The following is a 17,108-nucleotide window of genomic DNA, read 5'->3' on the forward strand; positions in this document are numbered from 1 at the left end:
TGGTGTCTTGGGCTCTGTGTCCTCCTCAGCGCAGACCGCGTCGGGTGGCGTCCTGCACCTCGCCGACGAGCTCCTCGAGGATGTCCTCGAGGAACAGCACCGCCGTGACCCGGCCGGTCTCGTCGCGCACCTGCGCGAGGTGCCGGCCGGCGCGGCGCATGAGCGCAAGCGCGTCCTCGAGGTCGGTCGTCTCCTGCACGGGCACCATGTGGTGGATGCGCTTGGCGGCGATGCGACGCGACCACACCGGCTCGACCGGCGCGCCACCGCTTCCCGCCGCGGCCGCCGCATCGGCATCCGGGTCCTCCGCCGCGCGCAGCACGTCCTTCAGGTGGACGTAACCGGCTGGGAGGCCCTCGTCGTCGACGATCACGTACCGCGAGAAGCCGTGCTTCGCGACGGCGCGCTCGATGCGGTGCGGCGTGGTCGTGGCGGGCAGGGTCACCAGGTCGGCGAGCGGCACGGCGATGTCGGCCGCCTTCTTGTCGGTGAACTCCATCACCGCCGCCACCGTTCCGGCGCTGTCGTCCAGCACGCCCTCGATGCGAGACTGGTTCACGATCGTCGCCACCTCTTCGAGGGTGAACGTCGACGCGGCCTCATCCTTCGGCTCCACGCGGAACAGACGGACGATGTGGTTCGCGATCCAGTTGAGCGTCACGATCACCGGGTGGAACAGCTTCGACACCCATACCAGCGGCGTGGCGAGCATGAGCACCGAGCGGTCGGGGAGCGAGAACGCCAGGTTCTTCGGCACCATCTCGCCGAACACCACGTGCAGGTACGACACGATCAGCAGCGCGATGACGAAGGCGATCGTGTCGACCGCTCCCTCGCCGAGTCCGGTCAGCTTGAGCGGCTCGGCGAGCAGGTGGTGGATCGCCGGCTCCGAGACGTTCAGGATCAGCAGCGAGCAGATCGTGATGCCCAGCTGCGAGGTCGCGAGCATGAGCGTGGCGTGCTCCATGGCGTACAGCGCCGTCTTGGCCGACTTCATCCCCCGTTCCGCCAGGGGCTCGATCTGAGATCGGCGAGCCGAGATCACGGCGAACTCGGCGCCGACGAAGAATGCGTTCGCGACGAGGAGCACGAACAGCCAGGCCAGTCCTGCCCAATCGTTCATCGCGCACCCCCCTTCTGAGCGGCGGCCGCGTCGTCCTGGTGCACCATCGTCGGAGTGAATCGGACGCGGTCGACGCGGCGACCGTCCATGCGCTGGACTTCGATGGTGCCGTCCTCGATCTCGACGGTGTCGCCCACCACGGGGATGCGCTCGAGCACGCTCATGACGAATCCGCCCACCGTGTCGTACACCTCGTCTTCGGGGATGCGGATGCCGGTGCGGTCGCGCACCTCGTCCGGGCGCAGGTCGCCGGGGAACAGCACGCTGTCCTGCGCGCGCACGATTCCCGCGCGACGCCGGTCGTGCTCGTCGAGCACCTCGCCGACGATCTCCTCGACGAGGTCTTCGAGCGTCACCACGCCTGCGGTCCCGCCGTACTCGTCGACGACGACCGCCATCTGGTAGCCGCGAGCGCGCAGCTCCTCCATGAGCGAGTCGAGGTGGACCGCCTCGGGGAACCGCAGAGGCTCGGTCGCGAGGGCTCCGGCCGGAACGTCGGCGCGACGGTTGCGGGGAACACTGACGGCGGCTTTGAGGTGGACGATGCCGGTTATGTCGTCCATCGACTCGTCGTAGACGGGGAACCGGCTGTGTCCGGTGCGCCGTGCGAGCTGGATGACGTCCTCGGCGCTGTCGGACGCGGCGAGCGCGTGCACGCTCGGGCGCGGCGTCATGACATCGGCGGCGGTGAGGCGTGAGAACGTGAGGCTGCGATCGAGCAGCGACGCGGTGTCCTTCTCCAGAACGCCCGCGCTGGCGGAGCGGCGGACCAGGCTCGACAGCTCCTCGGCCGTGCGGGCGCCAGAGAGCTCCTCCTTAGGCTCGACGCCCATCGCCCGCAGCACGCCGTTGGCGCTGCCGTTGAGCACCGAGATGGCGGGGCGGAAGACGGTGGTGAACGCGACCTGGAAGGGCATGACGAGCTTGGCGGTCTGGCGGGGCACCGCGAGGGCGAAGTTCTTGGGCACGAGTTCGCCCAGGATCATCGAGAAGATCGTGGCGACGGTGATGCCGATGACGGCCGACACCGGAGAAACCAGCCCTGTCGGCATCCCCCACCCCTCGAACACCGGACGCAGCAGGTTCGAGATGGCCGGCTCCATCGTGTAGCCGGTGAGGAGCGTGGTCAGGGTGATGCCCAGCTGCGCGCTCGAGAGGTGGGTCGAGGTGATGCGCAGCGCGCTGATGGTGAGGGACAGCCGCGATTCGCCCGCGGCCATCCGCGATTCCAGGTCGGCCCGGTCCAGGTTCACCAGCGCGAACTCGCTGGCGACGAACAGGCCGGTGCCGATCGTGAGCAGAAGCCCCACGCCCAACATGACGTAATCCATCACACGTCACCCCCGATCACACGGGAGGAGGGTCGGTGGGGCGAGCGTCTGCAACTGGGAGGGTCGTCCATCGTGCGAAACAGTGTACGGCAGGCGGCCTCGCGCGCGGCCGTGGGCCCTGTCCCGAGAGCCCGCTTGGTCCGACCCGGGGTCCCTGTCGCCCTACCGCGCCATGTCGCGGCATCCGCGCCAGGTTGCGGCATCCGCGCCACCTTCCGATACAGCGGATGCCGGAACGGGCCGCGGTCCGACACGTTCGCCCCACCACCGCACCACCTCGCGGCATCCGCGCCACCGGTCGATACAGCGGATGCCGGAACGTGCCGCGGTCCGACACGTTCGCCCCACCACCGCGCCACCTCGCGGCATCCGCGCCACCCTCCGACACGTTCGCCACACCACCGCGCCATGTCGCGGCATCCGCGCCGTCAATCGGTACAGCGGATGCCGGAACGTGCCGCGGCGGAGTGACGGGACCGCCCTCCGGCCCTTGCACGCCGGCTCCTCCCCAGGAGGGATGCCTGGGGCAACCACCCACCGACCGGTCACCGAGCGCACAACACGGCCGTGTCGCGGCGAGAGTGTCGGGGTGGCCCCGAACGACGCCCTTCCCCTCGAGGTGATCCGCCGATGCGAGCGCGACGATCCGATCGACGACCGAAGGCTCCGTGCGCTTCTGGCGGCCGGCGCGTGGGCGAAGATCGCGCCCGGATCGTTCGCCGTCTCGAGCGACTGGGACGGGCTGGCGCCGATCGAGCAACACCGGGTCCGGGTGCTCGAGGCGTGCCGGCGCATGCGACCCGGTGCCGTGGTCTCGCATCTCGCCGCCGCTGCCGTCTGGGGGATGGACATCCTCGGCGCGTGGCCGTCGACGGTGGATGTGACCGTCGCCCCCGCCCGGGGAGGGCGTTCGAGTGGACTGATCCGGCGCCATCCCGCATCGTCCGTGACGCCGCACACCGTGGATCTCGGCGCACACCGCATCACCACGCCTGCGCAGACGGCCCTCGATCTCGCGCGTGTGCTCCCTTTCGCTCAGGGCGTCGCGGTCGTGGACCAGGCGATCTGGCAGGACCGCGACGGCGGTCGGCTGACCACGCGCGACGACATCCTGGCCCGGCTGGACGGCCCCGGACATCGACGCGACCCTCGCGCGCTCCGCGCCATCGGGTTCGCCGGTGGCCGGTCGGAGAACCCCCGCGAGTCGCAGAGCCTCGTTGTGCTCGTCCGGCTCGGCTTCCCGCGCCCCCGCCAGCAGGAGCGCCGGGTCCTCCGGAGCGGCCGCCTCGTCTTCGGGGACTTCTACTTCCCCGAGCACGACCACTGGTGCGAGCTCGACGGAAGGGGGAAGTACCTGAGCCCGCAGTTCGGCACGGACCGCACGGCGGCCGAGATCGTCATCGACGAGAAGAACCGCGAGAACGAGATTCGCCGCGAGGTGCGCGGCTTCTCGCGCTGGGAGCCGGCCGACGCCGACCACCCGCGACGCCTCTACGACATCCTGACCTCGGACGGCCTGCCCAGTTCTCTCCCCCGTCCGTAGCCACCCTCGACGCCGCCGTCGCCCTCCCGCGGCAGATCGCGGTGTCCGCGCCAGGTCGCGGCATCCGCGCCACCTTCCGACGCGTTCACCACATGGCCGCGCCACCTTCCGACGTTCGTCGCCCATCCGCGCCAGCTCGCGGCATCCGCGCCACCTTCCGACGCGTTCACCACATGGCCGCGCCACGTTTGCGGCATCCGCGCCACCTTCCGACGCGTTCGCCACACTGCCGCGCCAGGTTGCGGCATCCGCGGCGCCGATCGATACCGCGGATGCCGCGATGTGCCGCGCCGGTGTGAAACCGCCACGGGTCACCAGCTGACGGGGAGCGCCTTCCCCTCCTCGTAGCCGGCGGCCGACTGAAGTCCGACGCGGGCGCGCTCGCGGAACTCGGGCACGGACGCGGCCCCGGCGTAGGTGAACGACGAGCGGACGCCCGAGGTGATCATGTCGATCAGGTCCTCGATGCCGGGGCGCAGCGGGTCGAGGTAGATGCGCGACGACGAGATCCCCTCGGCGAACAGCTCTTTGCGGGCCAGCTCGTACGGGTCGAGGCGCCCGAACCGGTCGTGCACCGCCTTCGTCGAGGCCATCCCCCACGACTCCTTGTATGCCCGGCCGTCCGCGTCGAGCTGCAGCTCGCCGGGAGCTTCGATGGTTCCGGCGAACCACGACCCGATCATGACGGATGCCGCACCCGCCGCCAGGGCCAGAGCGACGTCGCGGGGGTAGCGGACTCCCCCGTCCGCCCAGACGTGCGCACCATGGCCGCGCGCGGCCTCGGCGGTCTCGAGGACGGCGGAGAACTGGGGACGCCCGACAGCCGTCATCATGCGGGTCGTGCACATCGCGCCCGGGCCCACACCGACCTTGAGGATGCCGGCCCCGGCGGCCACGAGGTCGTCGACGCCGTCGGCGGTGACGATGTTGCCCGCGGCGACGGGTATGTCCAGGCCCGCGCCGGCGACGGCCTGGAGCGCGCGCAGCATCCCCTCCTGGTGACCGTGCGCGGTGTCGACCACGAGGACATCGACGCCGGCCGCGGCGAGCGCGGTCGCCTTGGCCGCGACATCGCCGTTGATCCCGACCGCAGCGGCGACGATGAGGCGACCCGACGCGTCGACCGCGGGCCGGTAGAGGGTGGAGCGCAGGGCGCTGCGGCGCGAGAGCGTGCCGACGAGGTGGCCGCGGTGGAGCACGCACACGGTGTCGGCGCCGGTGGCGACGATGAGGTCGAATGCCGTGCGCGCACTGTCGACGTCGTCGGCGTCGATCGAGGCCGACCTGCCGCGGGCGAGATCCCCGAGGCGGGCGTCGGGGAGTGCTGTGCCGAGGCGCAGCGCGGGGACGATGCCGAGGATGTCGTCGACGGCGATGCCCTCGGCGGGTGCGTGCGACGCGTCGGCGACGACGATGCCGTGCCCCTCCGTGGCGGGCAGGAGGCGGGCGGCGTCGGCCACCGTCGCCTCGGGAGGAAGCACGAGGGCGGTGTCCCATGTGACGGGCTGGGACTTGACCCATCGGATGGCCGCATCGAGCTCTTGGAGGGGCATGTCCTGCGGCAGCACGCCGAGTCCGCCGCGTCGGGCGAGGGTGGCGGCGAGCCGCGCCCCGGTGACCGAGTTCATGTTCGCCGAGACCAGCGGGATCGTCGCCGCCGTGCCGTCTCGAGGCGACAGGTCGACGTCCAGGCGGCTGGCGACGCCGGAGCGTCGCGGCACCAGGAAGACGTCCGAGTAGGTCAGGTCGACGACGGGCCGCTCTCCGTAGAACTCCACCCATCAAGATTAGTGATTCTTTCCCCCACGGATGATGATGGCGATCCGACGGCTCGCGGCCCCGCGTTTCCGAAACCCCGAGACGCAGTCTGGGATACGCTTAACCTTCGTGCGTGCCGGCGCGAAGCGCCCCGCACTTTCTTGATCTTCACCGATGAAAGCAGGCGATCGAGCGTGTCGAGCCAGGTGACGGGCGTCGGGGTTTCGAACGAAGGCGAGTTCGGAGCGAACGAGTGGCTCGTCGACGAGTTGTACGAGCAGTTCCAGAAAGACAAGAACTCCGTCGACAAGGCGTGGTGGCCGATCCTCGAGTCCTACCACCCGGTGGACTCGTCGGCTTCGCGCGTGCCGTCGGCTCCGACGCAGCCCGCGTCCGAGGCCGCGAAGCCCAGCGCCGCGGCGCCGGCGACGCGGATGCCCGCAGTGCCCGCCGCTGACGCGCCCGCGGCGGCCGCCCCCGCAGCCGGGGCCGCCCCGGCATCCGCCCCGACGACCGATCCCAACGGGAACGGCAACGGCTCGCAGCCCGTGGCTCGAACGACGGCGCGCCCGGCGTCGCCGCAGCCCATCCCCGCGCAGGCGCCCAAGGTCGCTCCGCCGACGTCCGAGGAGGCCGCGGAGGACAAGGTCACGGTCCTCAAGGGCATGACGAAGGCCCTCGCGGCGAACATGGACGAGTCGCTCACGGTGCCCACCGCGACGAGCGTTCGCACCGTCCCGGCGAAGCTCATGATCGACAACCGCATCGTGGTCAACAACCACATGTCGCGCACGCGCGGCGGCAAGGTGAGCTTCACCCACCTCATCGGGTGGGCGATCATCCGGGCGCTCAAGGAGTTCCCGAGCCAGAACGTCTTCTACGCCGAGATGGACGGCAAGCCGTCCGTCGTGGCACCGGCCCACGTGAACCTGGGCATCGCCATCGACCTCCCGAAGCCCGACGGCACCCGGGCGCTCATGGTCCCCAGCATCAAGCGCGCCGACACGCTCAGCTTCGGCGAGTACCTCGCCGCGTACGAGGATCTCGTCACCCGCGCCCGCGGCGGCAAGCTGACCGCCACGGACTTCCAGGGCACGACCATCTCGCTGACCAACCCCGGCGGCATCGGCACGGTCCACTCCGTGCCCCGTCTCATGAAGGGGCAGGGCTGCATCGTCGGAGCGGGGGCGCTGGAGTACCCGGCGGAGTTCCAGGGCGCGAGCGACAAGACCCTGCACGAGCTGGCGATCGGCAAGACGATCACCCTCACCAGCACCTACGACCACCGCGTCATCCAGGGTGCGGGCTCGGGCGAGTTCCTCAAGAAGGTCCACGAGCTCCTCATCGGCGAGCGCGGCTTCTACGACGACATCTTCTCGGCGCTGCGCATTCCGTACGCCCCGATCCACTGGGCCAACGACATCAACGTCGATCTGGCAGAGCGCGTCGACAAGACCGCTCGCGTCCAGGAGCTCATCAACTCGTTCCGCGTCCGCGGGCACCTGATGGCCGACACCGATCCGCTGGAGTACATGCAGCGGACGCATCCCGACCTCGAGATCGAGAACCACGGCCTGTCGTTCTGGGACCTCGACCGCGAATTCGTCACCGGCGGGTTCGGGGGCAAGCGCCTGATGAAGCTGCGCGACATCCTGGGCGTCCTGCGCGACTCGTACTGCCGCACGATCGGCATCGAGTACATGCACATCCAGGACCCGGGCCAGCGCGCCTGGTTCCAGCAGAACGTCGAGGTCAAGTACCAGAAGCCCAGCCACGACGAGCAGCTGCGGATCCTCGAGAAGCTCAACCAGGCCGAGGCGTTCGAGACCTTCCTGCAGACCAAGTACGTGGGCCAGAAGCGATTCAGCCTGGAAGGCGGAGAATCGCTGATCCCGCTCCTCGACGAGATCCTGCAGGGCGCAGCGGAGGCCGGTCTCGACGGCGCCGCGATCGGCATGGCCCACCGCGGGCGCCTCAACGTGCTGACCAACATCGCCGGGAAGACGTACGGACAGGTCTTCCGCGAGTTCGAGGGATCCGTCGCCATCGGATCGAAGAGCGGGTCCGGCGACGTGAAGTACCACCTCGGCACCGAGGGCACCTTCATCGCCGACGGCGGCGAAGAGCTGCCGGTCTACCTCGCCGCCAACCCCTCCCACCTCGAGACCGTCGACGGCGTGCTCGAGGGGATCGTGCGCGCCAAGCAGGATCGGATGCCGATCGGCTCGTTCTCGTGGCTGCCGGTCCTGGTGCACGGCGACGCCGCGTTCGCCGGCCAGGGGGTCGTCGTCGAGACCCTCCAGATGTCGCAGCTGCGCGGCTACCGCACCGGCGGCACGGTCCACGTGGTGGTCAACAACCAGGTCGGCTTCACCACGACGCCGCAGGACGGCCGCTCGTCGGTGTACGCCACCGATGTCGCCAAGACCATCCAGGCGCCGATCTTCCACGTCAACGGCGACGACCCCGAAGCGGTGACCCGGGTCGCGCAGCTGGCTTTCGCCTACCGCGAGCGCTTCCACCGCGATGTCGTGATCGACCTGATCTGCTACCGCCGTCGCGGTCACAACGAGGGCGACGACCCGTCGATGACGCAGCCGCTCATGACCAACCTCATCGAGGCGAAGCGATCGGTGCGCCGGCTCTACACGGAGGCCCTCGTCGGTCGCGGCGACATCACCGAGGAAGAGTACGAGCAGGCCAAACGCGACTTCCAGGACCGCCTCGAGATCGCCTTCGCCGAGACGCACGCCGCCGAGACCGGTGCGTCGGCGGTCGTGGAGCCCGACGACGACGCGGCCGAGCCCGCCGTCGGCGAGCCCGAGACCACCGGCGTGTCCCGCGACGTCGTCGAGGCCATCGGCGACGCCTTCGTCAACAAGCCCGAGGGCTTCACCGTCCACACCAAGCTCCAGCAGCTGCTCGACAAGCGGCATGACATGAGCCGTAAGGGCGGTATCGACTGGGCGTTCGGCGAGCTGCTGGCGTTCGGATCGCTCCTCCTCGAGAAGACCAACGTCCGCCTCGCCGGGCAGGACTCCCGGCGCGGCACCTTCGTGCAGCGCCACTCGGTGCTGCACGATCGCGCGAACGGCCAGGAGTGGATCCCGCTCACCAACCTCAGCGAGGATCAGGGCCGCTTCTGGGTCTACGACTCGCTGCTGAGCGAGTACGCGACCATGGCCTTCGAGTACGGGTACTCGGTCGAGCGGCCCGACGCCCTCGTGCTGTGGGAGGCGCAGTTCGGCGACTTCGCCAACGGCGCCCAGTCGGTGGTGGACGAGTTCATCTCCTCCGCGGAACAGAAGTGGAGCCAGCAGTCCAGCCTCACGCTCCTGCTCCCCCACGGCTACGAAGGCCAGGGGCCGGACCACTCCTCGGCCCGCATCGAGCGATACCTGCAGATGTGCGCGCAGGACAACATGACCGTCGCGCGTCCTTCCACGCCCGCGTCGTACTTCCACCTGCTGCGCCGTCAGGCCTACCAGCGCCCGCGGCGACCGCTCATCGTCTTCACGCCCAAGGCCATGCTGCGCCTGCGCGGTGCGACGAGCCCCGTCGAGGACTTCGTCGAGGGCCGGTTCCAGCCGGTGCTCGATGACACGCGATCGCTCGACAGGAACGCGGTGAAGCGGGTGCTGCTGCACTCCGGCAAGATTCACTGGGATCTGAAGGCGGAGCTGGAGAAGAACCCGAACCCCGAGGTCGCGCTGGTCCGGGTGGAGCAGTTCTACCCCGCGCCGATCGACGAGCTCAACGCCGTGATCGACACCTACCCGAACGCACACCTGGTCTGGGTTCAGGACGAGCCCGAGAACCAGGGCGCCTGGCCGTTCATCGCGCTCGAGGTCGTCAAGCACCTGCACGGGCGCACGATCCGCCGCGTCTCGCGCCCGGCTGCCGCGTCCACAGCCACGGGCTCGCCCAAGGTGCACGCGCTGGAGCAGGCCACCATCATGCAGAAGGCCCTCACGCTGTAATCTCGGACCACGACAGCGCGATGGCGGCGGGGCTCCGGCTCCGCCGCCATCGCGCTTCCTCCCTTTCGCGAACGGAGCGCGCGTGGATCTGCTGCTGCTGGTCAACCCGACCGCCCGCTCCGGGACCGCCCGCCAGATCGCCGCACACGCGGCGCGGCTGCTCCGCGAGCGCGGCGTCGCCACCAGGGTGGTCGCAGGCGGGGACGCCGACGAGTCCCGCGCCCTCTTGCGCGAGGCTCTCTCCTCCGGCGCGGACGCCATCGCCGTGTGCGGTGGCGACGGCACGGTGCGGCTGGCGATCGAGCAGATGGCCGGCAGCGGCATCCCTCTCGGGATCATCCCCGCAGGGACCGGCAACGATGTCGCGGCCTGCCTCGGAATCCCCCACCGGGATGCCGCAGCCGCCGTCTCGGCGATCGTCGACGGCACCACCCGGCACATCGATCTCGGCGTCGTGACGTCCACGCCGGCCGGGAGCGACCGGGTGTCGCGGACGCTGTACGCGAGCGTCCTGGCCTGCGGCTTCGATGCGCGGGTCAACGACCGCGCGAATCGCATGCGGTGGCCGAGGGGACCCGCTCGCTACACCCTGGCGATCCTCCGCGAGTTCCTGACGCTGCGCGCCACGCGGTTCGCCCTCGACCTCGAACTGCCCGACGGCACGTGGGAACGCCGGGAAGAGGAGCTGCTGATGGCGACCGTCGCGAACGGTCCGACGTACGGAGGCGGCATCCCCATCTGCCCGGTCGCCGATGTCGGCGACGGGCTGCTGGACGTCGTGCTGATCCGTCCGATGACGAGGATCCGGCTGCTGCGACTGCTTCCCCGCCTGTACGCCGGAAGACACCTCGATGCGCCCGAGGTGCGGATGACGCGTGTGCGCTCGGTTCGCGTGTCCGCCGAGGGCCAGCGCGCCTATGCCGACGGTGACATCGCCGGTGAGCTGCCGGTCACCGTGACCGCGATGCCGAGGGCGGTGGAGGTCTTCGTCGCGACGTGACGCCCGCGCCGATCAGTGGGCGGGGTGCGCCTCGCGCAGCTTCGCGAGCACCTGTGCGCGCAGCTCTTCGGGAGCCGTCTCTTTGCACGCGCGCGCCAGCACGTCGGTCAGCGTGCGGGCCACGAGCGCCTCGTCACGGCATCCCGGACAGTTGTCCAGGTGCTCGGTGATGTCGGAGTGCTTCGTCTTGCAGACCTCGTCGCGCAGGTACTCCTCGAGGTCGCGGCGCGCCTTCTCACAGCCGCAGTCGGTCATTTCTTGCTCCTCGTGGCGGCGGTGAAGCCGCGCTCAGTGGCGTAATCGGCGAGCAGTTCGCGAAGCATCCGTCTGCCGCGGTGCAGCCGGCTCATCACGGTGCCGATCGGGGTTTTCATGATGTCGGCGATCTCCTGGTACGCGAAGCCCTCCACGTCCGCCAGGTACACCGCCAGACGGAAGTCCTCGGGGATCGCCTGGAGGGCGTCCTTCACTGCGGATGCCGGCATGTGGTCGATCGCCTCGGCCTCAGCGGAACGGCTGCTCGAAGCGGTCGTGGACTCCGCCCCGCCCAGCTGCCAGTCCTCGAGCTCGTCGATCGTGCCCTGGAAGGGCTCGCGCTGCTTCTTGCGGTACGTGTTGATGTAGGTGTTGGTGAGGATCCGGTACAGCCACGCCTTCAGATTCGTCCCCTGCGTGAAGGTCGCCCATGAGGCGAACGCCTTCACGAACGTCTCCTGGACGAGGTCGGCGGCGTCGGCGGGGTTGCGGGTCATGCGCATCGCCGCGGCGTACAGCTGGTCCATGAAGGGCAGAGCCTGCTCTTCGAACTGCGCGCTCGCGTCCTGCTCCTGCTGGGGCTGCTCGATCATCACGCGCCAGTCTACGGCGGGCTGTGTCGAATACCCGAGGACGGGATCGTCGACGGTGTTGGCACGCTCCAGGGTGGCGATCATGCGGCTCCGTTCACGGCGAGTATGCGAGGGCCCGGACTTCCGGGTTCAGTAGGGTAGGAACCGATGACAGTCAACGGGTATTCCCCCGCACGCGCACACGACTCGCGCCCGGCGTGGCGTGCGCCGCGCGCGGAGCGTCCGGTGCACGCCACCGTGACCGTCCCCGGCTCGAAGTCGCTCACGAATCGCGAGCTGATCCTGGCGGCGCTGGCCGACGGTCCGAGCCGGCTGACCGCTCCCCTCCACTCCGACGATTCCGCGCGGATGCTGGCCGCCCTGAAGGCACTGGGCGTCGAGATCACCCGCGAACCCGGCTCCGGCCCGTTCGGCGACGACCTCCACATCACCCCGCACTTCCCGCTCCGCGGCTCGACCGAGGTCGACTGCGGTCAGGCCGGAACGGTCATGCGCTTCGTCGCCGCCCTGGGCGGCTTCGCCGCGGGCGATGTGACCCTGACCGCTCACGAGAGCGCCCTGCACCGCCCCATGGGTGCGATGATCTCGGCGCTGCGGGATGTCGGTGTCGACATCGACGACGGCGGGCACTGGTCGCTGCCGTTCACGGTGCGCGGGCACGGTCATGTCCGTGGCGGCGAGGTCACGATCGACGCCAGCGCGTCGAGCCAGTTCGTCTCCGGCCTCCTCCTCGCGGCACCGCGCTTCGACGTGGGGCTGCACCTGGTGCACCGGGGCGCACGACTGCCCAGCATGCCGCACATCGACATGACCGTCGAGGCCCTCGCCCACCGGGGCGTGCACGTGGAGCGGCCGCGGGTCGGGGAATGGATCGTCCCGGCCGGGCCCCTCCGAGGCAAGGACGTCGCGATCGAACCCGATCTGTCCAACGCCGCGCCGTTCCTGGCGGCGGCCATGGTCACCGGCGGCGCCGTGACCGTGACAGGCTGGCCGGCCCGCTCGACCCAGCCGGGGGCGATGCTCAGCGACATCCTCTCGCTCATGGGCGCCAAGGTCTCCCGGCGCGGCGGCGCCCTCACCGTCACGGCGGGTTCCGGCATCCACGGGGTGGATCTCGATCTCTCGGCGGCGGGCGAGCTCACGCCGACGATCTTCGCGCTGGCCGCTCTGGCGGACGCCCCGACCACGCTCTACGGCATCGGTCACATCCGCGGTCACGAGACCGACCGGATCGCCGCGCTCGCGGGCGAGCTGCGGCGTCTGGGCGGCGAGGCGCACGAGCTCGAGGACGGCATCCGGATCGTTCCCCGCGACCTGAGCGGCGGACTCTGGCGCGCCCACCACGATCACCGCATGGCCACCACCGGGGCGCTGCTCGGACTCGTCGTCCCGGACATCCTCGTCGACGACATCGGCACGACCGCCAAGACGATGCCCGAGTTCCCCCAGCTGTGGCAGGCCATGCTCGACGGCTCCCCCGAACACGGCCCGGCGCCGGAGGCCCTGCACGCATCGTGAGCTGGCTCGACGATCTGGACGACGACGACGAACCCGAGTTCGACGAGGCCGACGTGCGGGTGAGACCCAATCCGAAGGCGAACCGCCCGCGCACCAAGCGGCGCCCCGCACACGCCGACGCCCGCACGGCCCGCGTCCTGGGCGTGGACCGCGGCCGCTACACCGTGCTGGTCGACGAGGACGGCCCCGACGAGCACTCGGTGCTGGCGGTCCGTGCGAGAGAGCTGCGGAAGATGCCCATCGTGACGGGCGACCGGGCCCGCGTCGTCGGCGACTCCTCCGGCGACCAGGGCACCCTCGCTCGACTTATCGGCATCGAGGATCGCACGTCGCTGCTGCGCCGCAGCGCCGACGACACCGATCAGGTCGAGCGCATCGTCGTCGCCAACGCCGATCAGATGCTCGTGGTCGTCGCCGCTGCGGACCCCGAGCCGAGGGCGCGGCTCGTCGACCGCTATCTCATCGCCGCCCTGGATGCCGGCATCCGCCCCCTCCTCGTGGTGACCAAGACCGACCTCGCCGACCCGGCACGCTTCCTCACCCACTTCGAGGGCCTCGATCTCCAGGTGTTCACCAGTGCCCGCGAAGACATGCCCGTCGATCGCATCGGCGCCGCCCTGGTCGGTCACTCCACCGTCTTCGTCGGCCACTCCGGCGTCGGCAAGTCCACCCTCGTCAACGCCCTCGTCCCGAGCGCGCAGCGCGCGACAGGCCACGTCAACGTCGTCACGGGCCGCGGGCGCCACACGTCCAGCTCGACGGTTTCGCTGCGCTACCACGGTCACGGGGGCCGCGGATGGGTGATCGACACGCCCGGCGTGCGCTCGTTCGGTCTCGGTCACGTCGACCCGGCGAACATCCTTCGCGCGTACACGGACCTCGCCGAGATCGCCGAGGAGTGCCCGCGCGGCTGCACGCACCTGCCGGACGCGCCGGACTGCGCGATCGCCGACGCACTCCAGCAGGGGCGCCTGGGCCCGCGCGGAGCCGAGCGGCTGGACTCGCTCCAGCGACTGCTCGGGACCTTCGCCGACCGCCCCGCAACCCGCGGATCGGACACGTGACCGGCCGTTAGGGTGGTCGGATGAGCGATGTGAAACTCGAGCCCGGCGACACCGCCCCCGCCTTCTCTCTGCGCAACCAGGACGATCAGCTCGTCGAGCTGTCGTCGTTGCGCGGACGGAACGTCATCGTCTTCTTCTACCCTGCGGCGATGACCCCGGGGTGCACGACCGAAGCGTGCGACTTCCGGGACAGCCTCGCCCCGCTGCAGTCCGCCGGGTACGAGGTCGTCGGCATCTCGCGAGACGACACCGCGAAGCTGCGCGAGTTCCGCGAGCGCGACGCGCTCACCTACGACCTGCTGAGCGACCCCGACCACGCCGTCCACGACGCGTACGGCGCGTGGGGCGAGAAGACCAACTACGGCAAGGTGGTCGAGGGCGTCCTGCGTTCGACCTTCGTCATCGACGGTGACGGCCGCGTGGCCCACGCGCTGTACAACGTCAAGGCCACCGGGCACGTCGCGCGCATCCGCAAGCTCGTCGGACTGGACGCCTGACGCGGGCTCAGCCGTCGGCGCTTGGGCGCTCGCGCGCCGGAGCGGCACGTCGGACGGCGAGCACCAGCAGAGCCAGGACGACGAGGGCGGGCACGGCGAGGGCCACCGCTGTCGTCGGGGCCGCGTAGGCGCCTGTCGCAGCCCCGAGCGCGACCGCCAGGATCAGCAGCTGCGTCACGATCCCGCCCGATCTCCCCCACGAGAGTCCGCGCCACACCGCGACAGCGAAGGCGAGGATCGCCACCCCTCCCAGGGCGGTGAGCACGAGCAACGCGATCGCGCTGCTGAGCGACCCGGTGTCACCGGCCGCCAGCGCGGCGATCTCCCACGCCGCCAGTCCCAGCACTCCCAGGCCTTCGGCGGCGAGGAGCACCGCTGCCAGCCGGCTGACGACATCCGTGGCCATCGATCACCGATCCCTTTCGTTCCAGGCCCGATCGCGTCTCGGCGCGGGGGCGGAAGCACGCGAATCCCGCACGCGAGTGGCGATTCGCCCTTGATCCAGGTAAACGGCTGTGGGACGATGGGTGAAGCCGTGTGCTCCCACAGTGCCGTGGGGCGAGCAGAAGCTCGCACATCCCACCAGGGTATCGGACCCGAACCGGGCCCTCGACACTCGATCATCATCGTCACAAGGAGCATCACCATGGATTGGCGCGACAAGGCAGCCTGCCTGACCGTCGACCCGGAACTCTTCTTCCCCGTGGGGAATACAGGGCCGGCCGTCGACCAGATCGAGAAGGCGAAGGCCGTGTGCGCCACGTGCACCGTCACCGAGGTCTGCTTGCAGTACGCCCTGGAGTCCGGTCAGGATTCGGGCGTGTGGGGCGGCCTGTCCGAGGACGAGCGCCGCGCGCTCAAGCGTCGCGCAGCCCGCGCACGCCGCGCTTCCTGAGCATCGCCGACGAAGCCTGAGCGGATGCCGGGGCCCGAGGCCCCGTCGATCCGCTCAGGCTTCTCCGCGTCCGATGTAGCGCATCGGGATCTCGATCGTCACTTCTGTTCCGCTGCCCATGATGGTGTGCCAGTCGATGGTGCCGCCCAGTTCACCCTGGATGAGCGTCCGGACGATCTGGGTGCCCAGGCCCCGGCCCACCTGCCCTTCGGGCAGACCCGAGCCGGTGTCGCGCACGCGCACCTCGAGGCGCTCGTCGGAGCGGTCGGCGACGATCTCGACGTCCCCCTCCTGACCCGCCAGGCCGTGTTCGACGGCATTGGTGACGAGTTCGGTCAGGGCGAGCGCGAGAGGCGTCGCGTACTCGCTCGGGAGGGTGCCGAAGCGCCCGGTCGAGCGCGTTCGCGCGCGGGTGTTGGGAGCGGCCGCGACCTCGGCGACGAGCTTGAGCACGCGGGCGAAGACGTCGTCGAAGTCGACGTTCTGCGCCAGTCCCTCCGACAGGGTGTCGTGGACGACGGCGATGGCCGACACGCGTCGCATCGCCTGGGTCAGCGCCTCACGCGCCTCGTCGGAGTGGGAGCGCCGCGCCTGGATGCGCAGCAGCGACGCCACCGTCTGCAGATTGTTCTTGACGCGATGGTGGATCTCGCGGATCGTGGCGTCCTTGGTGATGAGCTCCTGCTCCTGATGGCGGATCTCCGTCACGTCGCGGCAGAGCACGAGCGCACCGATGCGGCGACCGTGATCGCGCAGGGGGATGGTGCGCAGCGACACCGTGACGCCGCGGGACTCCAGATCGGCCCGCCAGGGCGCACGTCCGGTGACGACGACGGGAAGCGACTCGTCGAACTGGCGTTTGACGGGGAGGATCGAGGTCACCACCTCGACCAGGGACTCCCCCTCGAGCTCGTCCTCGAATCCCAGGCGGTTGAACGCCGAGAGCGCGTTGGGGCTGGCGAACGTCGCCACGCCGTCGACGTCCAGCCGGATGAGACCGTCCGACGCGCGCGGCGCACCCCTTCGAGGAGACGTCGGTGCGGTCATGTCCGGGAACTCCCCCGACGCCATCATCGCGAACAGATCGTCGGCGCACTCGTTGAAGGTCGTCTGCTGACGGGAGGGGATGCGGGCCTCGCCGAGATTGGTGTGACGGGTCACGACACCGATCGTCTGGGAGGCCTCGCCGTTGCCGGATCGGACGATCGGCACCGCGCGCACCCGAGTGGGGGTCTCTTCGAACCAGTCCGGCGACGCCGAGTCCACGATGCGGGCCGACATGAACGCGTCCCGCACCTGGGTCCGCCACTGCGGACGCACCCGATCGCCGACGATGTCGCGATAGAACAGCGTGGCGGCGCCGCTGGGCCGGGTGTGTGCGATCGCGATGAAGGAGTCGTCCTCCGTCGGCACCCAGATGACGATGTCGGCGAAGGCCAGATCGGCCAGGAGCTGGCCGTCCCCCGCGAGGCGGTGGAGCCATTCCACATCGGCCGCGCTGGAGCGGCCCTGGGCGTAGACGAGATCGCTGAGGGTCGACACCCGTCAAGG

General features: G+C 70.2%; 14 protein-coding genes. 7 read left to right on the forward strand and 7 right to left on the reverse strand.

The genetic code is table 11. The features are described 5' to 3' along the window. Window positions 1–25: 25 nt before the first annotated feature. Both NFR93_RS10685 and NFR93_RS10690 read right to left on the reverse strand, forming a co-directional pair. A complete protein-coding gene (locus tag NFR93_RS10685; RefSeq protein ID WP_251453205.1) occupies window positions 26–1,123 on the reverse strand; it encodes a hemolysin family protein in 1,098 nt (365 codons plus the stop codon). Further along, complete coding sequence (locus NFR93_RS10690) at window positions 1,120–2,454, reverse strand: hemolysin family protein (protein WP_251453206.1); 1,335 nt, start codon at window positions 2,452–2,454, stop codon at window positions 1,120–1,122. The genes NFR93_RS10685 and NFR93_RS10690 overlap by 4 nt, the downstream gene beginning before the upstream one ends. Before the next feature lie 589 nt (window positions 2,455–3,043). Between NFR93_RS10690 and NFR93_RS10695 the strand changes: the two genes are divergently transcribed. Next, window positions 3,044–3,997 carry a hypothetical protein gene (locus NFR93_RS10695; protein WP_251453207.1) on the forward strand — a complete coding sequence of 318 codons (954 nt, stop codon included), beginning with the start codon at window positions 3,044–3,046 and terminating at the stop codon, window positions 3,995–3,997. Window positions 3,998–4,308: 311 nt separating this feature from the next. Here the strand turns inward: NFR93_RS10695 and guaB1 are convergent, their stop codons facing one another. Further along, complete coding sequence (gene guaB1, locus NFR93_RS10700; protein ID WP_251453208.1) at window positions 4,309–5,775, reverse strand: GMP reductase; 1,467 nt, start codon at window positions 5,773–5,775, stop codon at window positions 4,309–4,311. Window positions 5,776–5,949: 174 nt separating this feature from the next. Between guaB1 and NFR93_RS10705 the strand changes: the two genes are divergently transcribed. After that, on the forward strand, window positions 5,950–9,735 hold the full coding sequence (locus NFR93_RS10705) for a multifunctional oxoglutarate decarboxylase/oxoglutarate dehydrogenase thiamine pyrophosphate-binding subunit/dihydrolipoyllysine-residue succinyltransferase subunit (RefSeq protein WP_251453209.1): 3,786 nt from the start codon (window positions 5,950–5,952) through the stop codon (window positions 9,733–9,735). Window positions 9,736–9,817: 82 nt separating this feature from the next. Next, complete coding sequence (locus NFR93_RS10710; protein ID WP_251453210.1) at window positions 9,818–10,735, forward strand: diacylglycerol kinase family protein; 918 nt, start codon at window positions 9,818–9,820, stop codon at window positions 10,733–10,735. Window positions 10,736–10,747: 12 nt separating this feature from the next. On the opposite strand, the gene NFR93_RS10715 is transcribed toward NFR93_RS10710, so the two are convergent. Further along, window positions 10,748–10,990, reverse strand: a complete 243-nt coding sequence (locus NFR93_RS10715) for a zf-HC2 domain-containing protein (RefSeq protein ID WP_251453211.1) — start codon at window positions 10,988–10,990, stop codon at window positions 10,748–10,750. Then, the gene (locus NFR93_RS10720) at window positions 10,987–11,667 is read right to left on the reverse strand and encodes a sigma-70 family RNA polymerase sigma factor (RefSeq protein ID WP_502846282.1); all 681 of its coding nucleotides are present in this window, start codon (window positions 11,665–11,667) and stop codon (window positions 10,987–10,989) included. The genes NFR93_RS10715 and NFR93_RS10720 overlap by 4 nt, the downstream gene beginning before the upstream one ends. A 63-nt stretch (window positions 11,668–11,730) precedes the next feature. Here NFR93_RS10720 and aroA point away from each other — a divergent pair, with 63 nt between their 5' ends. The 3 genes from aroA to bcp are packed head-to-tail and all read left to right on the forward strand — an operon-like array spanning window position 11,731 to window position 14,662. Continuing rightward, window positions 11,731–13,101 carry a 3-phosphoshikimate 1-carboxyvinyltransferase gene (gene aroA, locus NFR93_RS10725; RefSeq protein WP_251453212.1) on the forward strand — a complete coding sequence of 457 codons (1,371 nt, stop codon included), beginning with the start codon at window positions 11,731–11,733 and terminating at the stop codon, window positions 13,099–13,101. Further along, on the forward strand, window positions 13,098–14,165 hold the full coding sequence (gene rsgA, locus NFR93_RS10730) for a ribosome small subunit-dependent GTPase A (protein WP_251453213.1): 1,068 nt from the start codon (window positions 13,098–13,100) through the stop codon (window positions 14,163–14,165). Before aroA ends, rsgA begins: the two co-directional genes overlap by 4 nt. Before the next feature lie 20 nt (window positions 14,166–14,185). Further along, window positions 14,186–14,662 carry a thioredoxin-dependent thiol peroxidase gene (gene bcp / locus NFR93_RS10735; RefSeq protein WP_251453214.1) on the forward strand — a complete coding sequence of 159 codons (477 nt, stop codon included), beginning with the start codon at window positions 14,186–14,188 and terminating at the stop codon, window positions 14,660–14,662. Window positions 14,663–14,669: 7 nt separating this feature from the next. Here bcp and NFR93_RS10740 read toward each other — a convergent pair whose 3' ends face one another. Then, entirely contained in the window at window positions 14,670–15,068 is a 399-nt protein-coding gene (locus NFR93_RS10740) for a histidine kinase (RefSeq protein ID WP_251453215.1), read from the reverse strand. 240 nt (window positions 15,069–15,308) lie between these two features. Between NFR93_RS10740 and NFR93_RS10745 the strand changes: the two genes are divergently transcribed. Further along, window positions 15,309–15,557, forward strand: a complete 249-nt coding sequence (locus tag NFR93_RS10745; protein ID WP_251453216.1) for a WhiB family transcriptional regulator — start codon at window positions 15,309–15,311, stop codon at window positions 15,555–15,557. Between the two features lie 54 nt (window positions 15,558–15,611). Here the strand turns inward: NFR93_RS10745 and NFR93_RS10750 are convergent, their stop codons facing one another. Continuing rightward, window positions 15,612–17,099 carry a sensor histidine kinase gene (locus NFR93_RS10750; protein WP_251453217.1) on the reverse strand — a complete coding sequence of 496 codons (1,488 nt, stop codon included), beginning with the start codon at window positions 17,097–17,099 and terminating at the stop codon, window positions 15,612–15,614. Window positions 17,100–17,108: the final 9 nt, after the last annotated feature.

Origin of the sequence: Microbacterium sp. Marseille-Q6648 (genome assembly GCF_943181415.1) — a bacterium.
GTDB lineage: Bacteria > Actinomycetota > Actinomycetes > Actinomycetales > Microbacteriaceae > Microbacterium.

Excerpts from the sequence above, each read along its gene's own strand:
- NFR93_RS10720 (WP_502846282.1), bottom strand. The coding sequence starts at position 11,667 with ATGATCGCCACCCTGGAGCGTGCCAACACCGTCGACGATCCCGTCCTC.
- NFR93_RS10690 (WP_251453206.1), bottom strand. The coding sequence starts at position 2,454 with ATGGATTACGTCATGTTGGGCGTGGGGCTTCTGCTCACGATCGGCACC.
- NFR93_RS10715 (WP_251453211.1), bottom strand. The coding sequence starts at position 10,990 with ATGACCGACTGCGGCTGTGAGAAGGCGCGCCGCGACCTCGAGGAGTAC.
- aroA (WP_251453212.1), top strand. The coding sequence starts at position 11,731 with ATGACAGTCAACGGGTATTCCCCCGCACGCGCACACGACTCGCGCCCG.
- NFR93_RS10740 (WP_251453215.1), bottom strand. The coding sequence starts at position 15,068 with ATGGCCACGGATGTCGTCAGCCGGCTGGCAGCGGTGCTCCTCGCCGCC.
- NFR93_RS10685 (WP_251453205.1), bottom strand. The coding sequence starts at position 1,123 with ATGAACGATTGGGCAGGACTGGCCTGGCTGTTCGTGCTCCTCGTCGCG.
- bcp (WP_251453214.1), top strand. The coding sequence starts at position 14,186 with ATGAGCGATGTGAAACTCGAGCCCGGCGACACCGCCCCCGCCTTCTCT.
- NFR93_RS10745 (WP_251453216.1), top strand. The coding sequence starts at position 15,309 with ATGGATTGGCGCGACAAGGCAGCCTGCCTGACCGTCGACCCGGAACTC.